Genomic DNA, 19,024 nt, shown 5'->3' with positions numbered 1-19,024 from the left:
GCTACGAGGGCCTCGACGCGAGCCACGCGATCTACGAGTGGAACTACCAGCGCCAGCTCCTCGCGATCCGGGCCGCCGAGGCCAGGGGCGGGACCGACGAGGCGGCGCTGTTCTCGGAGACCTATCTCCTCAAGCGCCCGCTCCTCGAGGCCATCGGCGAGGACGCGCCGCCCGTCCTCCTCATCGACGAGATCGACCGCGCGGACGAGGAGTTCGAGGCCTACCTCCTCGAGATCCTGTCCGACTTCCAGGTCACGATCCCCGAGCTCGGCACCATTCGCGCGCGCGCGCGGCCCATCGTGATCCTGACGGCGAACGGCACGCGCGACCTGTCCGACGCGCTCCGGCGCCGCTGCCTCTACGGCTACGTGGACTATCCCGACCGGGAGACCGAACTCGCCATCCTCGCCGCGCGGATGCCGGGGCTCGAGGCGCAGCTCGCCCGGCAGATCGTGGGCGTCGTGCAGGCGCTCCGGCGGGAGGAACTGGAGAAGGCGCCGGGGATCGCCGAGATGCTCGACTGGGCCGCCGCGCTCTCGGGGCTCGGGGTCAACGACATGGCGCAGGCCCCCGAGGTCGTGCAGGCGACGCTCGTGTGCCTCCTGAAGACCGCCGCCGACCGCGACGCGGCCCCGCGCGAGGTCATGGACCGGTTGATCGGGAAGGTCGCCTGATGCCCGCCGTAACCCGCTTTCCGGCGCGCGCGGAGGGGCTGGCCGACCGGGTGGCGGGCTTCGTCGGGCATCTGCGGATGAACGGCATGAAGCTCGGGCCCCGCGAGACGGCGGACGCGCTCGCCGCGCTGTCGGAGGTCGACGCGCTCGACCCGGCGGAGGCGCGCATGGCGCTCGCCGCGCTCCTCGTGCCGGACGCGGAGGGGTGGCGGCGCTTCGACGACCTCTTCGACGCCTACTGGTTCAACGCCGGCAGGACGCGGAATGGCGAGGCGTCGGCCCATGTCCGCGTGCAGTCGGCGCGGCCATCGCTCTGGGCCGGGCATTTCGGCGAGACGGGCGGCGGCGAGGCGGAGGCCGAGCCCGACACGGCCGGGGAGGGGGACGGCGAGGCGGAGGGGGCCGAGGGGCGGCTCCTCGCGACGCGGACCGCGACCCTCGCCCGCCGCGACCTGCGCGAACTGACCGACGAGGCGACCTTGCGCGAGGCCGAGGCGGTGGCCCGCCGCATCGCCCGCGCCATCCGCGACCGCCGCTCCCGCCGCCGGAGGCAGGCGCTCAGGGGCCCGGCGCTCGACATGCGCCGCATCCAGCGCGCGAGCCTCGCGCGGGGGGGCGAGCCCCTCGACCTCTACCGCCGCGCGCGGCCGCCCCGGCCGATGAAGATCGTGGCGCTCTGCGACGTCAGCGGTTCGATGACCGCCTATGCGCGCGTCTTCCTCGCCTTCCTCAAGGGACTGGTCGCCGCCGACACCAAGGCCGACGCCTACCTGTTCCACACCCGCCTGATCCGCGTCACGCCCGCGCTGACCGACCGCGACACGCTCCGCGCGGCGGGACGCCTCTCGCTCATGGCGGAGGGGTTCGGCGGCGGCACCGACATCGCGGGCAGCCTCGCGGCCTTCCTCGAGGGTCACGGCGCCCGCGCGCTCGACGGGCGCACCGTCGTCGTGATCCTGTCGGACGGCTATTGCAGCGGAAGCCCCGAGGCGCTGTCCTCCGCGCTCGCCCGCATCCGCCATAAGGCCCGCCGCATCGTCTGGCTGAACCCGCTCAAGGGGTGGGAGGGGTATGCCCCCGTCGCCGCCGCCATGCGCGCGGCCGAGCCCCACCTCGACGCCCATCTTCCCGCGAATACGCTCGAGGCGCTGTCGGCGCTCGAGGCCGAGTTCGCGCGCCTCTGACAGGAGAACTCATGGCCCGCTTCGAGATCTTCGACACGATCGAGCGCCTGCGCCGCACCGGCGCGCCCTTCTGCGTGGCGACGGTGATGCGCACGGCCGACGCGACCTCCGCCAAGGCGGGCGCCAAGGCCGCGGTGACGGAGGCGGGCGAGATCCTCGGCCACCTCGGCGGCGCCTGCGTGCAACGCGCGGTCCGCACGGCTGCCGCCGCAGCGATGGCCGAGGGCGCGCCCCGCGTCATCCGGGTGAAGCCGTCGGAGAAGGTCGTCGCCATGACCGACCCCGACGGCGCGCATCTCTACAAGAGCGGCTGCCCCTCGGGCGGGACGGTCGACCTCCTGATCGAGCCCTATGCCCATCCGCCGCGCCTCGTCGTCTTCGGCGACACGCCCATCGCGCGGGCCATCGCGGCGCATGGCGCACTCGCGGGGCTGCGGGTGGCGCGGCCCATGGGCATCGAGGCCGGGGCGGAGGCGGCGACGGCGTTCGACCCCGACGATCTCGGGCCGCTCCATCTCGGCGAGGGCGACTTCGTGGTGATCGCCTCGCAGGGCAAGGGCGACGCCGACGCGCTCCGCCGGGGTCTCGCGACGCCCGCGCGGCGCGTCTCGATGGTGGCGAGCCGCCGCAAGGCGCGCGTCCTCATCGACCGCATGATCGGCGAGGGGATGGAGCGCGAGCGCGTCGAGCGGCTGAAAAGCCCCGCGGGCCTCGACCTCGGCGCCGTCGATCCGCACGAGATCGCGCTTTCGGTGCTGGCGGAAATCGTCCTCTGGCGCCATGCCGACCGGGCCGGGAGGGCGGCGGAGGACGAGCGCTCGGCCTGAGAGCCTGTGCGGGCGGGCACAGAAACCCTGCGCTCCCGTGCATTGATGCAGGGGCAGCCGCGCGACATCTCTCCCCCAGACGCGCACGGCGCAGCACGCACACATTCGGAGGAGCAACGGACATGCCCCGCACCATTCCCGGCATCCACCACGTCACCGCCATCTCGGGCCCGCCTCAGGCCAACGTGGACTTCTTCACGGGCAGGCTGGGTCAACGCCTCGTCAAGAAGACTGTGAACTTCGACGACCCCGGCACCTATCACCTCTATTACGGCGACGCGACCGGCGCGCCTGGCACGATCCTGACCTTCTTTCCCTTCGCGGATGCGGGCCCGGGGCGCGCCGGCCCCGGGATGGCGGCGAGCTATTCCTACGCCGTGCCGAAGGGCGGCTTCGACGGCTGGATGGAGCGGCTGGCCGAGGACGCGGTCGACTTCGACGGTCCGGTGGAGCGTTTCGGCGCGCGGGTCATCACGCTCCGCGACCCCGACGGTGCGCCGGTGGAACTGGTCGAGACGGACCGCGCGGGCGATGCGGCGCTCGACGGGTTCCACGGCGTCACGCTCTGGGAACGCGATATCGGACCGACCGCGCGGCTTCTGACCGGCATCTTCGGCTACGAGGAGGCGGGCCATGAGACCGTTGGCGGCGTCGAGCGGCTGCGCCTGAAGGCCCCCGGCGACGCGCGGGGGACATTCGTGGACCTCATGCGCTCGGACGCGCCCTCGATCGGGCGTCAGGGCGCGGGGACGATCCACCACGTCGCCTTCCGGGCCGAGGACGATGCCGATCAGCTCGAGTGGCGCGAGGCGCTGGCGGCGGCGGGCCACGCGGTGACGCCGGTGATCGACCGGCAGTATTTCAACGCGATCTACTTCCGCGAGCCGGGCGGCGTCCTCTTCGAGATCGCGACCGACCCGCCGGGCTTCGCGGTGGACGAGGACGCCGCACATCTGGGCGAGGCGCTGAAGCTGCCGCCGCAATACGAGCGCATCCGCGACCGGATCGAGGCGGTTCTCCCGCCGCTGAAGGTGGCGTGATGGTCGAGCTGAGCTACGGCGGGGCCCGGCCCGACAGGGCGCGGGGGGGCCTTGTCCTCCTCCACGGGCGGGGCGCGACGGCCGAGGGCATCCTCGACCTCGGCCACGCGCTGGGGCTGCCGGACCTCGCGCTGGCGGCCCCTCAGGCGCCGGGGATGACGTGGTGGCCCACCTCCTTCCTTGCGCCCTCGGCCCAGATGGAGCCTTTCGTGGAACGCGGCCTCGCCGCCGTCGACGCGGCCATCGCGGCGCTGGTGGAGCAGGGACTGCCCCGCGACCGCATCGCGCTGGCGGGGTTCAGCCAGGGCGGCTGCCTCGCGCTCGAATACGCCGCGCGGCGGGGCGGTCTGACGGCGGTCTTCGGCCTCTCGGCCGGTCTCGTCGGCACGGGCGACGCCGGGGGCGGGCCGGAGGAGGCGCTCTATGGCTTCGGGCAGAAGCGCTTCGACTACGACACGCGGCTCGACGGCGTGCCCGTCGAGATCACGGTCCACGAGCGCGACCCGCACATCCCGCTCGCCCGCGCGCGGGAGAGCGAGGGCGTCTTCGCGCGCCTCGGTGCGGCGGCCAGGCTGACCGTGACGCCCGGCGCGGGCCACGGCATCGGGCCGGAGGCCGTCGCCGCGCTGCGCGGGCACCTGAACGTGTAGCGGGCGGCGGGGCGCCGCTCAGGTCAGCAGCGCCGCGTTGAACGGATAGCGCGTCATGCGCTCCGCCCCGGTCTCCGTGATCAGGACCTGGTCCTCGAGCTTCACGCCCTGCGCCTCGGCCTCGGCGCCGATGTAGCTCTCGATGCAGATGACCATGCCCGGGCGGAACTCTCCCCGGAAGGTGTAGGGCTGCCCCGCGAAGTGGTGCGGAACGTAGGGAAACTCCCCGCAGAGACCGAGGCCGTGGCCGAGGCAGTAGTAGCCGTGGCCCCGGCATTCGGGGGGCACCGGCCACGCCGCCCTCGCGAAGCTCTCGAAGGACACGCCGGGGCCGAGGAGGGCGGCGTTGTGGTGCAGCTGGTCGTGGGCCAGCCGGTAGAGTGCCTTCTGACCCGCGCTCGCCGGTGCCGTTCCGCACAGGAAGGTGCGCGAGAAGTCGACCGCGTAATGCATGTAGCCGAGCGCGTCGGTGTCGAAGCACACGAGGTCGCCCGCCTGCATCCGCCTCGGCCCGGCTTCCTGGAAGTAGGGGAAGGTCCGTGGCCCCGACTGGAAGAGACGGGTCGAGACGTATTCGCCCTCGGTCGCGATCAGGTGGCGGTGGAATTCCGCCCAGGCCTCGACCTCGCTGGCGCCGGGGGCGATGGCGGCCTCGAGCGCGGCGGCGGCGCCCTCGACGCGGGTGACGGCCTCGCGCATCGCCGCGATCTCGAGGGGCTGCTTGATCAGGCGGGCCTCCGAGAAGACGCCGGTGGCGTCCCCGAGGCGCAGGCCCCTGTCGCGGAGCGCGTCGAGCGCGGGCAGGTCGAGGCCTTCCACCGCGAGACGGCGCTCCGGCCCCAGCAGGCCCGCGACCTCCCCGGCGAAGCGGGCCGCCTCCGCCTCGAAGCCCTCGCCCCAGATGGCGGAGACGCCCGGCGCGGGGCGCACCTCGCGCACCACCGGATTGCCGGCGACCAGGTGCTCGCAGCCCGCGAACTCCCACAGGATCACCTCGCCCGATGCGAGGATCAGGGCGAAGCGGAACGGCCCCATCAGGCTGAAGACCGTCATGTTCCGCACGCCGGTGGCGTAGAGGATGTTGATCGGGTTCGCCGTCAGGAGCGCGGGCGCACCCTGGGCCTCCATCACCGACAGAAGGCGCCGGTGGCGTTCCAGCGCCAGAAGGGAGGGATCGGGTTCCATGCGCGCATGGACCGGCCGCAGGGCGGCGGCTGTCAAGCGGTTTCCCGCAAGGGGGAGGGCGCGGCGCGACCGGTCGCCCGCCGCGCCCCCCGCTGCGGGTTATCCCAGAACCTCGCGGATCGCGTCGGCGGTGGCCGAGACGACGGTGTCCGCCTCCTCCCGGCTGAGGCAGAGCGGCGGGGCGTAGCCGATGATGTCGCCCTGCGGCATGGCCCGCGCGATGACGCCGCGCCGGCCCATGGCGGCGACGATCTGCGGCACGACCTTGCGCGCGGGATCGAAGAAGACGCGGGCCTCGCGATCCTCCACGAGCTCCACCGCCGTCAGCATCCCCTCGCCGCGCACCTCGCCCATGTTCGGATGGTCGGCCAGCGCCTCGGCCATGGTCCGGGTGAGGTAGGGGCCCACGTCGCCCGCGTTGGCGACGAGGTTCATCGTGTCGAGGAGCTTGAGGTTCGCGACCCCCGCCGCCGCGCCGATGGGATGGGCCGAGTAGGTCCAGCCGTGCCCGAGCGGGCCGAATTCGTCCGTGCCCTGTTCCAGCACCTTCCAGACCTTGTCGGAGACGATGGTGCCCGAGAGCGGCGCATAGGCCGAGGTCAGGCCCTTGGCGATGGTCATGATGTCGGGCGTGATGCCGTAATGCGTCGAGCCGAACATCGTCCCGAGGCGCCCGAAGCCCGTCACCACCTCGTCGGCGATGAGCAGGATGTCGCTCTTCTGGAGGATCGGCTCGATGGCCTCCCAGTAGCCCCTGGGCGGGGGCACGATGCCGCCGGTGCCCAGCATCGGCTCGGCGATGAAGGCGGCGATGGTGTCGGCGCCCTCGGCCTCGATCAGCTCCTCGAGGTCGGCGGCGCACTTGGCGCTGAACTGCTCCTCCGTGAGCCCGAGGTCGTCGCGGCGGAACCAGTAGGGCGACGTGGTGTGCCGCACCGTGTCGAAGGGCAGGTCGAACTTCTGGTGGAAGAGCGAGAGGCCGGTGAGCGAGCCCGACATGAGCCCCGAGCCATGATAGGCGCGCCAGCGCGAGATGATCTTCTTCTTCCCGGGGCGGCCGAGGATGTTGTTCATGTACCAGACCAGCTTGATGTTGGTCTCGTTCGCGTCCGAGCCGCCGAGGCCGAAATAGACCTTCGACATGTGGGCGGGCGCGCGCTCCATCACCATGTGGGCGAGCGTGATCGAGGCCTCGGTCCCGTGGCCCACGTAGGCGTGGTAGTAGGCGAGCTCGTGCGCCTGCTCGGCGATGGCCTCGGCCACCTCCTTCCGGCCGTAGCCGATGTTCACGCAGTAGAGCCCGGCGAAGGCGTCGAGAAGGCGGTTGCCGTCCCGGTCGGTGACGAAGCAGCCCTCGGCCGACTTGATGATGCGACCCGGCGCCTCGCCGCGGGCGTGCTGGGCGAGATGTGTCGAGGGGTGCAGGAAGCTTTCGCGATCCCATTTCGCGAGCTGGTCGTTGGTGAGCATGGCCGTCTCCTTGTCTCTTCGGGGCGAGCCTAGCAGGGCCGAGCCCCGGATGGCAGGGGGGGGGAGCCCGGACCGGGGCATCGAGCCCCGGCCCGGGCTGGCGCGGTCCGCGCCTTGCGTATTTCGGGAAAGATGAAAGGGCGGTGGCCTTCGCCCATGGGCAGGCGGTGCCGCTTCCGGGGGCGGGGGTGCCGCCTGGGGACCGCCGCGAGCCGGGCGCGTGGTGCAGGCTCGGGCGAGGACGACAGGAAAGGCCCGGCCCATGGTCTCGCGCATCGAGAACTTCCCGACCCGCGAATACGAGTGGCGCGTGGAGGAGACGCGGCGCGAGATGGCGCGGCGCGGCATCGACTGGCTGGTGGTGAGCGATCCCTCCAACATGGCCTGGCTCTCGGGCTATGACGGGTGGTCCTTCTACGTGCACCAGGCGGTGCTGGTCGGCCCCGACGGCGCGCCGCTCTGGTGGGGCCGGGGCATGGATGCGCGGGGCGCGCTGCGGACCGTGTGGATGGAGGACGCGGCGGTCATCGGCTATGACGACAGCTACGTGCAGAACCCCGCCCGGCATCCCTTCGAGACGCTCGCCGAGCTGATCCGCGGCCGCGGCGGCGCCAACGCGCGGATCGGGGTGGAGCTCGACAACTACTACTATTCGGCCGCCGCGCACCGCGCCTTCGAGGCGAACATGCCGGAGGCCGTCTTCCTCGACGCCACGGGCCTCGTGAACTGGCAGCGCGCGGTGAAGTCGCCCGCCGAGATCGAGTACATGCGCCGCGCCGCGCGGATCGTGGAGCACATGCACCGCACCATCCTCGAGGTGGCCGAGCCGGGCCTGCCGAAAAACCGCCTTATCGCCGAGGTCTACCGTGCCGGGATCGAGGGGGCGGAGGGGCATTGGGGCGACTATCCGGCGATCGTGCCCATGGCGCCCTCGGGCCTCGACGCGACCGCGCCGCATCTCACCTGGGACGACACGCCGATGCGGGCGGGCGAGAGCACCTTCTTCGAGATCGCCGGCTGTTACCGGCGCTACCACTGCCCGCAGTCGCGCACGCTGTTTCTCGGCCATGTCCCCGAGAAGTTCCGCGCGGCGGAGAAGGCCGTGCTCGCGGCGACGGAGGCGGCGCTGGAGCGGGCCGTGCCCGGAAACACCTGCGAGGAGGTGGCCGACGCCTTCAACGCGACGCTGAACCGCCGCGGCTTCGAGAAGGAGGGGCGCTGCGGCTACGCGATCGGGCTCAGCTATCCGCCGGACTGGGGCGAGCGCACGATGAGCTTCCGCAAGGGCGACCGGACCGTCCTGAAGCCCGGCATGACCTTCCACTTCATGCCGGCGCTCTGGCTCGAGGACGGGGGGATCGAGATCACCGAACCGATCCTCATCACCGAGCAGGGGCACGAGTGCCTCTCGACGCTGCCGCGCGAACTGAACGTCAAATGACCCGGGCCCCTTAACCCTTTCTCAAGGACTTACTGTTTCGCGATTTCTCCTTGGCGGCGGGGCGCGAAGCTGCCTAGCTGGCTTGCGTCGCGGGCGGTGCAGGATGCGGGCCTCGGAAGGCGGGAAACCCCGTCCCTGCGGCGGGATGGGCTTTCCCGATGACAGACACCGCGAACGGCCGCGACGAACCCGACCGCCTGATCGAGACCGTGCTCGCGGCCTTGCCCGAGGCGGGTGCCAACCCCAAAGACATGGTCCTCCTGCTCGCCGCGCGGCTGCCGGAGGCGCGCGCGCTCGCGGTGATCCGGGCGCTGCTTCTGGCCGAGGCGGGCCTCCTGGCCACCTTCAGCGGCGACGGGCCGAAGGACGCGGCGGCGTTGCGCCAGGCCGCCCTCGACCTCGCGGCTCGGGCCCATGAGGCCGAGGCATCCGGCGCGGCCCTGCCGGTGCGCATGCGCGACCTGCCGCGCTGAGGCCATTGTCGCCTCTCGCCCTTCGCCCGCGCGCGGGCTAGGGTCCGGCCATGACCGCGCTTCCCGTCGCCTTCTCCGACGAACAGGCCGAGGCCCATGACCGCATCGCCGAGGCGCTGCGCGGGCACGGCGTGGACATCGACCTGGGCCGGACGACGCCGCTTTCGGAGGGCCGGAACACCGTGCTCGCCGTGATCGGCAAGGCGGGCTCGGGCAAGACGCTGCTGCTCGCCGAACTCGTCCACGCGCTCGAGGAGGCGGGGGTCGAGATCGTCTCGGGCGACTGGGAGGGGCGGCGGCGCAAGGACAGGCGCACGGTCGCCATCCTCGCGCCGACGAACAAGGCGGCGAGCGTCCTGCGCACCCGCGGCGTCCCGGCGACGACGATCCACCGCATCCTCTACACGCCCGTCTACGACCCCGAGTTCGAGAAGGTCGCCGAATGGCTGGCGGGCCAGGGCGAGCGGCCGGAGATCGAGGTGCTGACCGACGCCGCCCTCGACCGCGCGCGCTCCGTCTACGAGCAGCACAAGTCGGTGCCCGCGGCGCTCGCCGCCGCAGGCCTCCGCGGCTCGGACTTCATCACCGGGTGGAAGCGGCGCGACGCGCCCCTCGACATCGGTCTGATCGACGAAAGCTCCATGCTCGACGAGAAGCAGTACGAGGACCTGACCGAGATCTTCCCCGCCCTCGTCCTCTTCGGCGACCCGGCGCAGCTCGCGCCCGTCGGACAATCGGGCGAGATGGTCTTCGACAGGTTCAAGCCCGGCCAGCGGCTGGAACTGAACCGCATCCACCGGCAGGAGGCGGACAACCCGATCCTCGACCTCGCCCATGCGCTGGGCGACCCGGAGCTGACCTTCGAACGTTTCGAGCGCATGGTGGAGAAGGCCGCCGCCTCCGATCCCCGCGTCGAGATCGCCCCCCGCGTCGACAGCGACATGATGGCGCGAAGCCCCGTCCTCGTCTGGCGCAACGCCACCCGCATCCGCCTGATCCAGGCCTTCCGCGCCGCCCATGGCGCGCCCGAGGACGCGCTCCTGCCCGGCGAACCGCTGATCTGCGACGGGATCGAGCTGCCGCTCAAGCTCCGCAAGCGGCGCATCGACCTCGAGGCGCGCGGCCTCATCAAGGGGGCCCCGGTGATCTACCTCGGGCCCGGATCGAAGCCCGGCTTCTCCCGCCTCCACGTCGTCGGCGCCGAGAGCCCGCGGCTGGCCGCCGCCTCCATCGTCAAGATCGAGAAACCCGGCGAGGAGGAGCCCTTCATCCCCTTCGCCGCCACCATGGGCGCGGCCTTCCTGCACGGGGCGGCGGTGACGATCCACAAGGCGCAGGGCTCGCAGTGGCAGACCGTGCAGGTCTTCGCCCCCGACCTCTACGCCGCCGCCCGCTCGGGCCGGATCGAGGCGGGCCAGGCGCTCTGGAAGCGGCTCGCCTACGTGGCGATCACGCGCGCGGAGGAACGTCTCGTCTGGGTCACGCGCTACATGCTGTCGAAGCCGCGGAGCGCGCTCGGCGTGGACGATCTCTTCGTGCCTCCCGAGACGCTGCGGCTGGAGGAGGAGACCCCCGAATGAAGACCGCCATCGTGACCGGGGCGAGCGCGGGCATCGGCCGTGCCGTCGCCGAGCGGCTGCTGGAAGCCGGCTGGACCGTCGGCCTCGTCGCCCGCCGGGCCGAGCTTCTCGACGCGACCGCGCAGGCCTGCGGGCCCCGCGCGATCCCGCTGCCCCTCGACGTCACCGATGCCGACGCGGTGCAGTCGGCCTTCCACGACTTCGCGGAAGCCGCGGGGCGGCTCGACCTCCTCTTCAACAACGCCGGCATCTTCACGCCGGCCGCGCCCATCGACGAGATCCCGGTCGAGGACTGGCGCCGCGCGGTGGAGGTGAACCTCACCGGCATGTTCCTCTGCGCGCGGATGGCCTTCCGCATCATGCGCCGGCAGAGCCCGCAGGGCGGGCGCATCGTCAACAACGGCTCGATCTCGGCCCATGTCCCGCGCGAGGGCGCGGCGCCCTACACCGCGACCAAGCACGGCGTCACCGGCCTCACCCGCCAGATCGCGCTCGACGGGCGGCCCTTCGACATCGCCTGCGGCCAGATCGACATCGGCAATGCCGAGACCGACCTGCTGCGCGGCATCGCCGCGGCCGCCCGCGCCCAGGGCCGGGCGCCGCCGCCGGTCATGGACGTGCGCCATGTCGCCGACGCGGTCCTCGCCATGGCCGAGCTGCCGCTCTCGGCCAACGTGCTCTTCCAGACCATCATGGCGACGAAGATGCCCTATGTCGGGCGGGGCTGAGGCCCCCCTTTCATCTTTCTCCAAATACGCCAGGCGCGGAACGCGCCCGGCGCCGGGGCGGGCTCGATGCCCGCCCCGGCGCCGACCCGCTCAGGTCCGGATGTAGCGGAACACGGCCGAGGCGCCCCAACCCGCCCCGATCGCGATGGCGAGCGACACCAGCGCGTAGACGAGGGGCCGCTCGTGGGCGAGGTTGAAGATCCAGCGCTCGAGCCCGACCTTCCGGACGGTGATGTCCTGGGTCAGCACGTCGATCACCTCGCCGTCGCGCAGCAGGAAGATCCGCGTCCTGTAATCGCCCTCGGTCAGGTTCGCGGGCAGGCGGACGGAGGTGTCGAAGAGCGTCTCGTCCCTCAGCGTCACCGCGCCCTCGTTCAGCTGGTAGAGGTCTTCCCCGAGGCGCAGGCGCACCAGCGCGTCGACGAACCTCTCCTGGTCGGCGACCCCGGTGCCGACGGCGCGGATCGCCCAGGGGATCGAGACCCGGTGCCTCAGGTCCTCGGTATGGGTCATGATCGCATGGAGCGCGTCCGTGGTCGCCACCGCGTAGAAGGTGGGCGCGGCGTCCACCTCGATGGCGTCGGTGTTCATCCAGACGCCGAAGCGGCGGTCCTTGCGGCGCACGGTGACGGGGCGCGGCGGTCCCTCGACGGTGATCACCACCTCGAGGTCGGAATCCCCCGGCGGCGGCGCGTCGCGGCTGACCGCGCCGAAGATCAGGATCTCCGAGCCCGCGAAATTCGTCGTGATCGAGATCGCGTCGCGGCTGAGCCCGGCCACCACCGTCTCGGCCCGGACCGGCGCCGCGAGGCCGAGGAGCGCGAGGAGGAGGAGGAGGCGGGTCACGCGGGTTCCCCCGGCGTGCCCAGCGTGTAGAGCTCGGCCGGTGTCGCCAGCAGGTCCCACGCGATCTTGCCGCAGACCGCGAGCACCATGAGCGCGAGGAGCACCCGCAATTGCTCGGCCTTCATGTAGACGCCGATCCGGGTGCCGACCTGCGCGCCGACGACGCCGCCCACGATCAGCAGCACGGCGAGGATCATGTCGACGCTGTAGTTCGTCGTCGCGTGCATGATCGTGGCGAAACCGGTCACGAAGATGATCTGGAAGAGCGATGTCCCGATCACGACCTTCGTGGGCATGCCGAGGAGGTAGATCATCGCGGGCACCATGATGAAGCCGCCGCCCACCCCCATGATCGCGGCGAGCACGCCCACGAGCAGGCCCACGATCAGCGGCGGGATCACCGAGATGTAGAGGCCCGAGGTCCGGAAGCGCATCTTGAAGGGCAGCGCGTGGATCCAGCCCCGGTGATGCTTGCGCACCGGCGGCGCTCCGCCGGGCCGCCTCGCGCGCAGGAGCGCGCGCAGGCTTTCCGCGAACATGAGGCCGCCGACGACGCCGAGAAAGACCACGTAGCAGAGCTGCACCACGAGGTCGATCTGGCCGATCCGCCCGAGCGCGGCGAAGATCTGCACCCCGATCGCCGCGCCGACCACCCCCCCGACGAGGAGGACGGTCCCCATCCTGAGGTCCACCGTCTTGCGCTTGAGATGCGCGAGCACGCCCGAGATCGACGAGGCGACGATCTGGTTGGCCTGCGTTGCCACGGCCACGGCGGGCGGGATGCCGATGAAGAACAGGAGCGGCGTCATCAGGAAGCCGCCGCCCACGCCGAACATGCCCGAGAGGATGCCCACGATCCCGCCGAGGCCCAGCAGAAGGAACGCGTTCACGCTGACTTCTGCAATGGGAAGGTAGATTTGCATCGGGCGTCCGGGCGACGGGCTCAGGGCTACGGATACAGACAACACACCCGCGGGAACATAGTCTAGGGCTGCGTCATATCGGATCGGATTGCGGTGCCCCGGCGCCGCGCCCGGGCGACTCCAGGGTGCCGCCGCGTCTCCAAGAACCCGTGGGGTGCCCTGCGCCTACTGCGTCAGCAACTCGCCCCGGATCACGCCATCCCGGTGGAGGTAGCCGGTGCTCCGGTGGGCGACGGCCGCGAACTCGGGATCGGCGAAGAGCGTCTCCGTCATCGCCGGCAGGTTGTAGTGCGGGATCGACGGGAAGATGTGGTGCGCCAGGTGGTAGTTGATGTTCAGCGGCGAGACGCTCAGCGCCTCCCACCACGTCGCGTCGATGTGCCGGGTCGCGTCCGTCCCCGACCCCTCCGGCAGCCCGTGATGCTCGGCGATGGTCCGAAGCCGGACGAGCATCAGCGTGACCGTCGAATAGGGCAGCACCCAGAGGATCGCGAAATCGAGCCACCCGTTCGTCCACCAGAGCCCGGCCAGCAGCACCGCGACGAAGATGTAGGTCGTGATCCTTTCTGCCCAGGACAGCGGAACGGGCGCGCCCGTGCTGCCGAAATGGTTCTTGACCGGCATCCAGTTCGAGAATTCCCGCGAGGACGTAAGACTGTTCAGGCCGAAAACGTCCCGGATCACCACGCCCAGCGCATTGAGCGGACGCTTCGGCCAGTCCCAGTCGCGGGGATTGGACCGGAACAGGAGGAAATAGGGATCCCGCTCGGTATTCGGGTCGCGGTGGTGCTGGTTGTGCTCGTCGCGGTAGCGCGAGACCGTGAGGCCGACCGGCAGGGCACAGAAGAAATTGCCGACGATGTCGTTCGCCTTGCGGTTCGTGAACAGGCGGTGGTGGCAGGCGTCGTGCATCAGGATGCCGAGCGCGTGCTGTCGTGTCGCGAGGATGATGATGGCCAGGACATAGACCAGCCAGTGCCCGGACCAGACCGCCGCCGCGACGGTTGCGGAAATCACGATCCATTGCCGGGCCACGGCCCAGGCGGCCTTGGAATTGTCGATCCTGCCGAGTTCCTTCGCCCTGGCGACGATTTCCGGTTTCCGGGCGATGGCCATCGTCTTGGAGGAAACGGTCATTCGGAAGATCTCCGGCAGGGTCCGGCTCCGGGTCCCGGAGCGGAGGTCTTCTGGTTTCCGCGTCGCAAGATCTGTTCCGGCGACGGGAACGAGAACGGTTCACGATATGGCAACAATTGCGCCGAAACAGTAACTCAATTCGATCATAGTGCAACAGTGAAACAATAGACCATTGCATCGACGGCTGTTTCGAGGCCTGAAACCGACGGCGCAGGGCACGGAAATGGATCGGGCTGCCCATTCTCGGGGCGTCCGGCGGACAATGAGGGCCGACGTTTCGCCCGGCGGAGGCTCAGGCCGTCCCGAGGAACCGTCTCAGGATGCGCTCCAGCTTCGCCGCGCCGAGGGGGGCCATGGCCTTGGTGTGCTCGTGGCTGATCTTCTCGTCCGAGAGGCCTGCGGCCTTGTTGGTGATCGTGGAGATCGCGGCCACCTTCAGGCCGAGGAACCGCGCGAGGATGACCTCGGGGACCGTGGACATGCCTACCGCGTCGGCGCCGAGGGTGCGGATCGCCCGGATCTCGGCCGGGGTCTCGAAGGAGGGGCCGGAATACCAGGCGTAGACGCCTTCCATGAGGGGGATGGCCTCGGCCGCGGCGGCGGCCTTCAGCGCCGACCGGAGGCCGGGATCGTGCGCCTCGGTCATCGGCACGAAGCGGGCATCCGTCGGCTCGCCGATGAGCGGGTTGAGGCCGGAGAAGTTGATGTGATCCGACAGCAGCATCAGGTCGCCGGGGTCGAGGTCCGGGTGCATCGAGCCCGCCGCGTTCGTCAGAATCAGGCTATGGGCTCCGAGCGCCTTCAGCACCTCGAGCGGCAGGCGCATCGCGTCGCCCCGCCCGCTCTCGTAGTAATGCGCGCGGCCGCCGAAGACGGCGACGCGCGTGCCTTCGAGGTCGCCGATCACGAGCTTGGGGTTGTGTCCCGACACGCCCGCATGCGGAAAGCCGGGCAGCTCGGTGTAGTCGATGGCGACGCCCGAGACCGCCTCGGCGAGGTGCCCGAGGCCCGAGCCGAGGATGAGCCCGAAGGCGGGCGGCTCCGCCCCCGCGCGGTCGCGGATCAGGGCGGCGAGGTCCTCGGCTTTCCCCTCAACGTTCCCCTCAACGTTCCTTGACATAGGGCTCCCCCCCGGCGCGCGGCGGAATGGCCTTGCCCACGAGGCCCGCCAGCACGATGACCACGAGGATGTAGGGTAGCGCCTGCATGAACTGCACCGGCACGATGAATTCGCCGAGCTGGATGTTCTGGTAGCGGTTGCCGATGGCGTCGAAGAGCCCGAAGAGCAGGCAGGCCGACAGCGCGTACCAGGGTCGCCACTTTGCGAAGATGAGTGCGGCGAGCGCGATGAACCCGCGCCCCGCGCTCATGTCCTTGACGAAGCCCGCGTTGAGCGCGGTGGCGAGGTAGGCCCCCGCGATGCCCGTCAGGACGCCGCAGATGATGACCGCGGAATACCGCATCCGCACGACCGAGACGCCCGCCGTGTCGACGGCCGCGGGGTTCTCGCCCACTGCCCTGAGCCTCAGGCCGAAGCGCGTCCGGTAGAGCGCCCACCACGTCAGCGGCACCATCAGGAGCGCGATGTAGACGAGGATGGAATGCCCCGAGATGAGCTCGGAATAGACCTGGCCGAGCGGCCCCTGCTGCGCGATGCCCCGGATCGTGGATTCCGCGCCCGGCAGGACGACGTTCGAGAAGCGGCTCTCGCCCGACAGGGCGGGCGTCCGGCCGCCTTGGGCGAACCAGGTCTGCGCGATGACGACCGTGAGGCCCGCGGCGAGGAAGTTGATCGCCACGCCCGAGATGAGCTGGTTGCCCCGGAAGGTGATCGAGGCCATGCCGTGCAGCCCCGACAGGAAGACTGCGGCGACAATCCCCGCGAAGAGGCCGATCCAGACGGAGCCCGCAGTGAACGCGATCGCCGCCGAGAAGAACGCCGCCGCCAGCATCTTGCCCTCGAGCCCGATGTCGAAGATCCCCGCCCGCTCGGACCAGAGACCCGCGAGGCAGGCCAGCAGGAGCGGCGTCGCGAGCCGCACGGTCGAGTCGAGGATCTGCAGGATGGTGAGGAAATCCATGGTCTACCCCCGGCTCGTGGCCAGCCTGAACGCGGCGAAGGTGAAGAAGAGGCCGAGCCCGCCCTCGATCCAGCGGCGCGACCGTCCGTAGGCCGCGCGGACGGGTGGTGCCGACAGGATCAGCGCCCATGCCCCGTGGACGGCGAAGGAGATCGCGAAGGCGCCCGCCACGAAAAGCGCGACGATGCCCGCGCCGCCGCCCGCGGTGGCGCCCACCGCGGCGATGGCGAGCCAGAAAGCGATGGCCTTGGGGTTCGTGACCTGGAGGAGGAATCCCGCGAGAAAGAGGCGGACGGCGCTCCGGTGCGGGACGGCCATGGCCGCGACGGCGGGCGGGTGGACCGCCTTGCGGAACGCGCCCCAGGCCAGCCAGAGGAGATAGGCCGCCCCCAGCACCCGCAGGAGCGTCATCGCCCAGGCCGCTTCGGACAGGAGGAGGCCGACGCCGAGCAGCGTCGCCATGTTGATCGTCGCACTGCCGAGCGCGATGCCGAGCGTCGCCATCAGCGCGGCGGCGCGCCCCTGGCCCATCGAGATGCCCATGAGCATCGCGACCGCCGGGCCCGGCGACAGGCAGGCGACCAGAAGGATGCCGTAGGCGGCCGCGAAGCCGGGGAGGAAGGGCAGCAGGCTCTCCATGCTCACTCCGCCTTCCGCGTGTCGTCGGTGCGCAGGGGCTTGGGGTTCGGCGCCGCGCCCGCCGTGGCGGCCTCGGACCTGCGGCGCAGCGCGAGGAAGACGCTCTCCATCGGCATCCGCACCATGTTGTCGAGCGCGCCGGTGAACAGGATCACGAGCGCCTGGATCACCACGACCATCTCGCGGCTGATCGCGGGCATCTCGAACTGGAGTTCCGCCCCCCCCTGGTAGAGCGCTCCGAACAGCAGCGCCGCCAGCACCACGCCCACCGGATGCGACCGGCCCATCAGCGCCACCGCGATGCCGACGAAGCCCGCGCCTTCGGTGAAGTCGAGCACGAGGCGCTCGGCCTCGCCCATCACGACGTTGATCGCCATCATCCCCGACAGGGCGCCCGAGATCAGCATGGTGATCATGATGATCTTCGTGGGATTGATCCCGGCATAGACCGCCGCCGTCTGGGAATGGCCGAAGGCCCGGATCTCGTAGCCGAGCCGCGTGCGCCAGATCAGGAGCCAGACCAGCACGCAGCAGACGATCGCGACGAAGAAGGCGAAGTTCAGGGGCGTGGAGCCGCGGAAGCCGAGGAAGCCCGCGAAATCGGCCGCGCTCGGCAGGTGCGTCGCCTCGGCGAAGCGCGCGCTTTCCGGCGCCATGGAGCCCGGCACGCGGAAGACGTTGACCAGCAGATAGACCAGGAGCGCCGAGGCGATGAAGTTGAACATGATCGTGGTGATCACGATGTGGCTGCCGCGCTTGGCCTGGAGGTAGGCCGGGATCGCCGCCCATCCGGCCCCGAACAGCGCCGCGCCGAGGATCGCCGCGACCAGCGCGATGGTCCAGTGCGGCCAGCCGAAGCTCAGGAGCACGATGGCGACGCCGAGCCCCCCGAGCGCCGCCTGACCCTCGCCCCCGATGTTGAAGAGCCGGGCGTGGAAGGCCACCGCGACGGCGAGGCCGGTGAAGATGAAGTTCGTCGCGTAGTAGAGCGTGTAGCCCCAGCCATAGGCCGAGCCGAAGGCGCCCCGCACCATGATCTCCATGGCCCGGAACGGGCTCTCCCCGATGATGGCGACGACGAGGCCCGAGACGATCAGCGCGAGGAGCACGCTGATGAGCGGGATCAGGATGACGTCCGCCCATTTCGGCATCTTGTCCATGTCAGGCGGCCCCCTCGGTGACACCGGCCATCAGGAGGCCGAGCTCGTTCTCGTTGGTCTCGTCGGGCAGGCGCTCGCCCATGATGCGGCCGTCGAACATGACCGCGATGCGGTCCGACAGGCCCATGATCTCGTCGAGCTCCACGCTCACGAGCAGGATCGCCTTGCCCATGTCGCGCAGGCGCAGGATCTCCTTGTGGATGAACTCGATCGCGCCGATGTCGACGCCCCGCGTCGGCTGGCCGACGAGCAGGAGGTCGGGCGCGCGGTCCATCTCGCGGGCGACGACGATCTTCTGCTGGTTGCCGCCCGAGAAGTTGCGCGCGGGCAGCCGCGGGTTCGGCGGTCGCACGTCGTAGCGCTTCATCTTGTCGGCGCAGTCGTCCTTGATCGCGCCGTTGTCCATCAGGAGGCCGGAGTTGTACTTCGGGTCGGTGTGGTAGCCGAAGGCCACGTTCTCCCAGGCCTCGAAGGGCATGATGAGGCCCTCGTCCTGGCGGTCCTCGGGGACGTGGCCGATGCCGCGCGCGCGGCGCGTCTGGCCGTTCGAGTGCTTGCCGGTGATGTCGATCTCTTCGCCCTTGACGGTGACGCGCCCGCCCTGCGCGGGAATCATGCCGCCGAGCACTTCCAGAAGCTCGGTCTGGCCGTTGCCCGCGACGCCCGCGATGCCGAGGATCTCGCCCGCGCGCACCTCGAGCGAGATGCCCTTCACGCGCTCGACCCCGTGGCGCACCACGCGCAGGTTCTCGACCTGGAGGACGACGGCGCCGGGCTTCGCCGGCATCTTGTCGACCTCGAGCAGGACCTTGCGCCCCACCATCATCTCGGCGAGCTCGGCAGGCGAGGTCTCGGCCGTCCTGACGGTGTTCGTCATCTCGCCGCGGCGCATCACGCTGACCGTGTCCGTGATCTCCATGATCTCGCGCAGGTTGTGGGTGATCAGGATGATCGTCTTCCCCTCCTCCTTCAGCCGCTCGAGGATG

Annotated in this window: 19 protein-coding genes; 9 read left to right on the top strand and 10 right to left on the bottom strand. The window is 70.8% G+C overall.

Annotated features, from left to right (window positions below):
• From ACTS11_RS00095 to ACTS11_RS00075, 5 genes are all read left to right on the top strand, one after another.
• Positions 1-674: AAA family ATPase (locus tag ACTS11_RS00095; protein ID WP_442638318.1), on the top strand; the 674-nt coding region annotated here is incomplete at its 5' end.
• Positions 674-1,858, top strand: coding sequence for a vWA domain-containing protein (locus ACTS11_RS00090; protein ID WP_442638317.1), 1,185 nt, complete (start codon positions 674-676; stop codon positions 1,856-1,858). The genes ACTS11_RS00095 and ACTS11_RS00090, both read left to right, overlap by 1 nt.
• Before the next feature lie 11 nt (positions 1,859-1,869).
• Entirely contained in the window at positions 1,870-2,685 is an 816-nt protein-coding gene (locus ACTS11_RS00085; RefSeq protein ID WP_442638316.1) for an XdhC family protein, read from the top strand.
• Between the two features lie 122 nt (positions 2,686-2,807).
• Positions 2,808-3,725: a ring-cleaving dioxygenase gene (locus ACTS11_RS00080; protein ID WP_442638315.1), complete on the top strand. Its 918-nt coding sequence runs from the start codon at positions 2,808-2,810 to the stop codon at positions 3,723-3,725.
• Positions 3,725-4,375 (top strand): alpha/beta hydrolase, encoded by a 651-nt coding sequence (locus ACTS11_RS00075; RefSeq protein ID WP_442638314.1) that lies wholly within the window; start codon positions 3,725-3,727, stop codon positions 4,373-4,375. Before ACTS11_RS00080 ends, ACTS11_RS00075 begins: the two co-directional genes overlap by 1 nt.
• An 18-nt stretch (positions 4,376-4,393) precedes the next feature.
• On the opposite strand, the gene ACTS11_RS00070 is transcribed toward ACTS11_RS00075, so the two are convergent.
• Positions 4,394-5,560 carry a M24 family metallopeptidase gene (locus ACTS11_RS00070; protein ID WP_442638313.1) on the bottom strand — a complete coding sequence of 389 codons (1,167 nt, stop codon included), beginning with the start codon at positions 5,558-5,560 and terminating at the stop codon, positions 4,394-4,396.
• 99 nt (positions 5,561-5,659) lie between these two features.
• Complete coding sequence (locus ACTS11_RS00065) at positions 5,660-7,030, bottom strand: aspartate aminotransferase family protein (RefSeq protein WP_442638312.1); 1,371 nt, start codon at positions 7,028-7,030, stop codon at positions 5,660-5,662.
• 262 nt (positions 7,031-7,292) lie between these two features.
• On the opposite strand from ACTS11_RS00065, the gene ACTS11_RS00060 reads away from it, so the two are divergent.
• The 4 genes from ACTS11_RS00060 to ACTS11_RS00045 all read left to right on the top strand — a co-directional run bounded on the left by ACTS11_RS00060 (position 7,293) and on the right by ACTS11_RS00045 (position 11,252).
• Complete coding sequence (locus ACTS11_RS00060; protein ID WP_442638311.1) at positions 7,293-8,471, top strand: M24 family metallopeptidase; 1,179 nt, start codon at positions 7,293-7,295, stop codon at positions 8,469-8,471.
• A 158-nt stretch (positions 8,472-8,629) separates the two neighbouring features.
• Complete coding sequence (locus tag ACTS11_RS00055) at positions 8,630-8,944, top strand: hypothetical protein (protein ID WP_442638310.1); 315 nt, start codon at positions 8,630-8,632, stop codon at positions 8,942-8,944.
• A 50-nt stretch (positions 8,945-8,994) separates the two neighbouring features.
• Positions 8,995-10,524 (top strand): ATP-dependent DNA helicase, encoded by a 1,530-nt coding sequence (locus ACTS11_RS00050; protein WP_442638309.1) that lies wholly within the window; start codon positions 8,995-8,997, stop codon positions 10,522-10,524.
• Positions 10,521-11,252: an SDR family oxidoreductase gene (locus ACTS11_RS00045; RefSeq protein ID WP_442638308.1), complete on the top strand. Its 732-nt coding sequence runs from the start codon at positions 10,521-10,523 to the stop codon at positions 11,250-11,252. The genes ACTS11_RS00050 and ACTS11_RS00045 overlap by 4 nt, the downstream gene beginning before the upstream one ends.
• A gap of 90 nt (positions 11,253-11,342) precedes the next feature.
• On the opposite strand, the gene ACTS11_RS00040 is transcribed toward ACTS11_RS00045, so the two are convergent.
• From ACTS11_RS00040 to ACTS11_RS00005, 8 genes are all read right to left on the bottom strand, one after another.
• Positions 11,343-12,098 (bottom strand): TIGR02186 family protein, encoded by a 756-nt coding sequence (locus tag ACTS11_RS00040; RefSeq protein WP_442638307.1) that lies wholly within the window; start codon positions 12,096-12,098, stop codon positions 11,343-11,345.
• A complete protein-coding gene (locus ACTS11_RS00035) occupies positions 12,095-13,021 on the bottom strand; it encodes a sulfite exporter TauE/SafE family protein (protein ID WP_442638306.1) in 927 nt (308 codons plus the stop codon). The genes ACTS11_RS00040 and ACTS11_RS00035 overlap by 4 nt, the downstream gene beginning before the upstream one ends.
• A 165-nt stretch (positions 13,022-13,186) precedes the next feature.
• On the bottom strand, positions 13,187-14,158 hold the full coding sequence (locus tag ACTS11_RS00030) for a fatty acid desaturase family protein (RefSeq protein WP_442638305.1): 972 nt from the start codon (positions 14,156-14,158) through the stop codon (positions 13,187-13,189).
• 292 nt (positions 14,159-14,450) lie between these two features.
• The gene (locus tag ACTS11_RS00025; protein WP_442638304.1) at positions 14,451-15,278 is read right to left on the bottom strand and encodes a purine-nucleoside phosphorylase; all 828 of its coding nucleotides are present in this window, start codon (positions 15,276-15,278) and stop codon (positions 14,451-14,453) included.
• Positions 15,262-16,239, bottom strand: a complete 978-nt coding sequence (locus ACTS11_RS00020) for an ABC transporter permease (RefSeq protein WP_442638303.1) — start codon at positions 16,237-16,239, stop codon at positions 15,262-15,264. Before ACTS11_RS00020 ends, ACTS11_RS00025 begins: the two co-directional genes overlap by 17 nt.
• Positions 16,240-16,242: 3 nt before the next feature.
• Complete coding sequence (locus ACTS11_RS00015; RefSeq protein WP_442638319.1) at positions 16,243-16,878, bottom strand: LysE family translocator; 636 nt, start codon at positions 16,876-16,878, stop codon at positions 16,243-16,245.
• A gap of 2 nt (positions 16,879-16,880) precedes the next feature.
• Positions 16,881-18,038, bottom strand: a complete 1,158-nt coding sequence (locus ACTS11_RS00010; protein WP_442638302.1) for an ABC transporter permease — start codon at positions 18,036-18,038, stop codon at positions 16,881-16,883.
• Position 18,039: 1 nt separating this feature from the next.
• Positions 18,040-19,024, bottom strand: a 985-nt coding sequence (locus ACTS11_RS00005) for an ABC transporter ATP-binding protein (protein WP_442638301.1), incomplete at its 5' end; no start/stop codon positions are given.

The sequence above is a fragment of the Roseicyclus sp. genome (genome assembly GCF_052168335.1).
Classification (GTDB): Bacteria; Pseudomonadota; Alphaproteobacteria; order Rhodobacterales; family Rhodobacteraceae; genus Roseibacterium.
Note: the sequence above shows the minus strand (reverse complement) of the source record. Positions and strands in the feature narration are given on the sequence as shown.

Excerpts from the sequence above, each read along its gene's own strand:
- ACTS11_RS00090 (WP_442638317.1), top strand. The coding sequence starts at position 674 with ATGCCCGCCGTAACCCGCTTTCCGGCGCGCGCGGAGGGGCTGGCCGAC.
- ACTS11_RS00085 (WP_442638316.1), top strand. The coding sequence starts at position 1,870 with ATGGCCCGCTTCGAGATCTTCGACACGATCGAGCGCCTGCGCCGCACC.
- ACTS11_RS00080 (WP_442638315.1), top strand. The coding sequence starts at position 2,808 with ATGCCCCGCACCATTCCCGGCATCCACCACGTCACCGCCATCTCGGGC.
- ACTS11_RS00075 (WP_442638314.1), top strand. The coding sequence starts at position 3,725 with ATGGTCGAGCTGAGCTACGGCGGGGCCCGGCCCGACAGGGCGCGGGGG.
- ACTS11_RS00070 (WP_442638313.1), bottom strand. The coding sequence starts at position 5,560 with ATGGAACCCGATCCCTCCCTTCTGGCGCTGGAACGCCACCGGCGCCTT.
- ACTS11_RS00065 (WP_442638312.1), bottom strand. The coding sequence starts at position 7,030 with ATGCTCACCAACGACCAGCTCGCGAAATGGGATCGCGAAAGCTTCCTG.
- ACTS11_RS00060 (WP_442638311.1), top strand. The coding sequence starts at position 7,293 with ATGGTCTCGCGCATCGAGAACTTCCCGACCCGCGAATACGAGTGGCGC.
- ACTS11_RS00055 (WP_442638310.1), top strand. The coding sequence starts at position 8,630 with ATGACAGACACCGCGAACGGCCGCGACGAACCCGACCGCCTGATCGAG.
- ACTS11_RS00050 (WP_442638309.1), top strand. The coding sequence starts at position 8,995 with ATGACCGCGCTTCCCGTCGCCTTCTCCGACGAACAGGCCGAGGCCCAT.
- ACTS11_RS00045 (WP_442638308.1), top strand. The coding sequence starts at position 10,521 with ATGAAGACCGCCATCGTGACCGGGGCGAGCGCGGGCATCGGCCGTGCC.
- ACTS11_RS00035 (WP_442638306.1), bottom strand. The coding sequence starts at position 13,021 with ATGCAAATCTACCTTCCCATTGCAGAAGTCAGCGTGAACGCGTTCCTT.
- ACTS11_RS00030 (WP_442638305.1), bottom strand. The coding sequence starts at position 14,158 with ATGACCGTTTCCTCCAAGACGATGGCCATCGCCCGGAAACCGGAAATC.
- ACTS11_RS00025 (WP_442638304.1), bottom strand. The coding sequence starts at position 15,278 with ATGTCAAGGAACGTTGAGGGGAACGTTGAGGGGAAAGCCGAGGACCTC.
- ACTS11_RS00020 (WP_442638303.1), bottom strand. The coding sequence starts at position 16,239 with ATGGATTTCCTCACCATCCTGCAGATCCTCGACTCGACCGTGCGGCTC.
- ACTS11_RS00015 (WP_442638319.1), bottom strand. The coding sequence starts at position 16,878 with ATGGAGAGCCTGCTGCCCTTCCTCCCCGGCTTCGCGGCCGCCTACGGC.
- ACTS11_RS00010 (WP_442638302.1), bottom strand. The coding sequence starts at position 18,038 with ATGGACAAGATGCCGAAATGGGCGGACGTCATCCTGATCCCGCTCATC.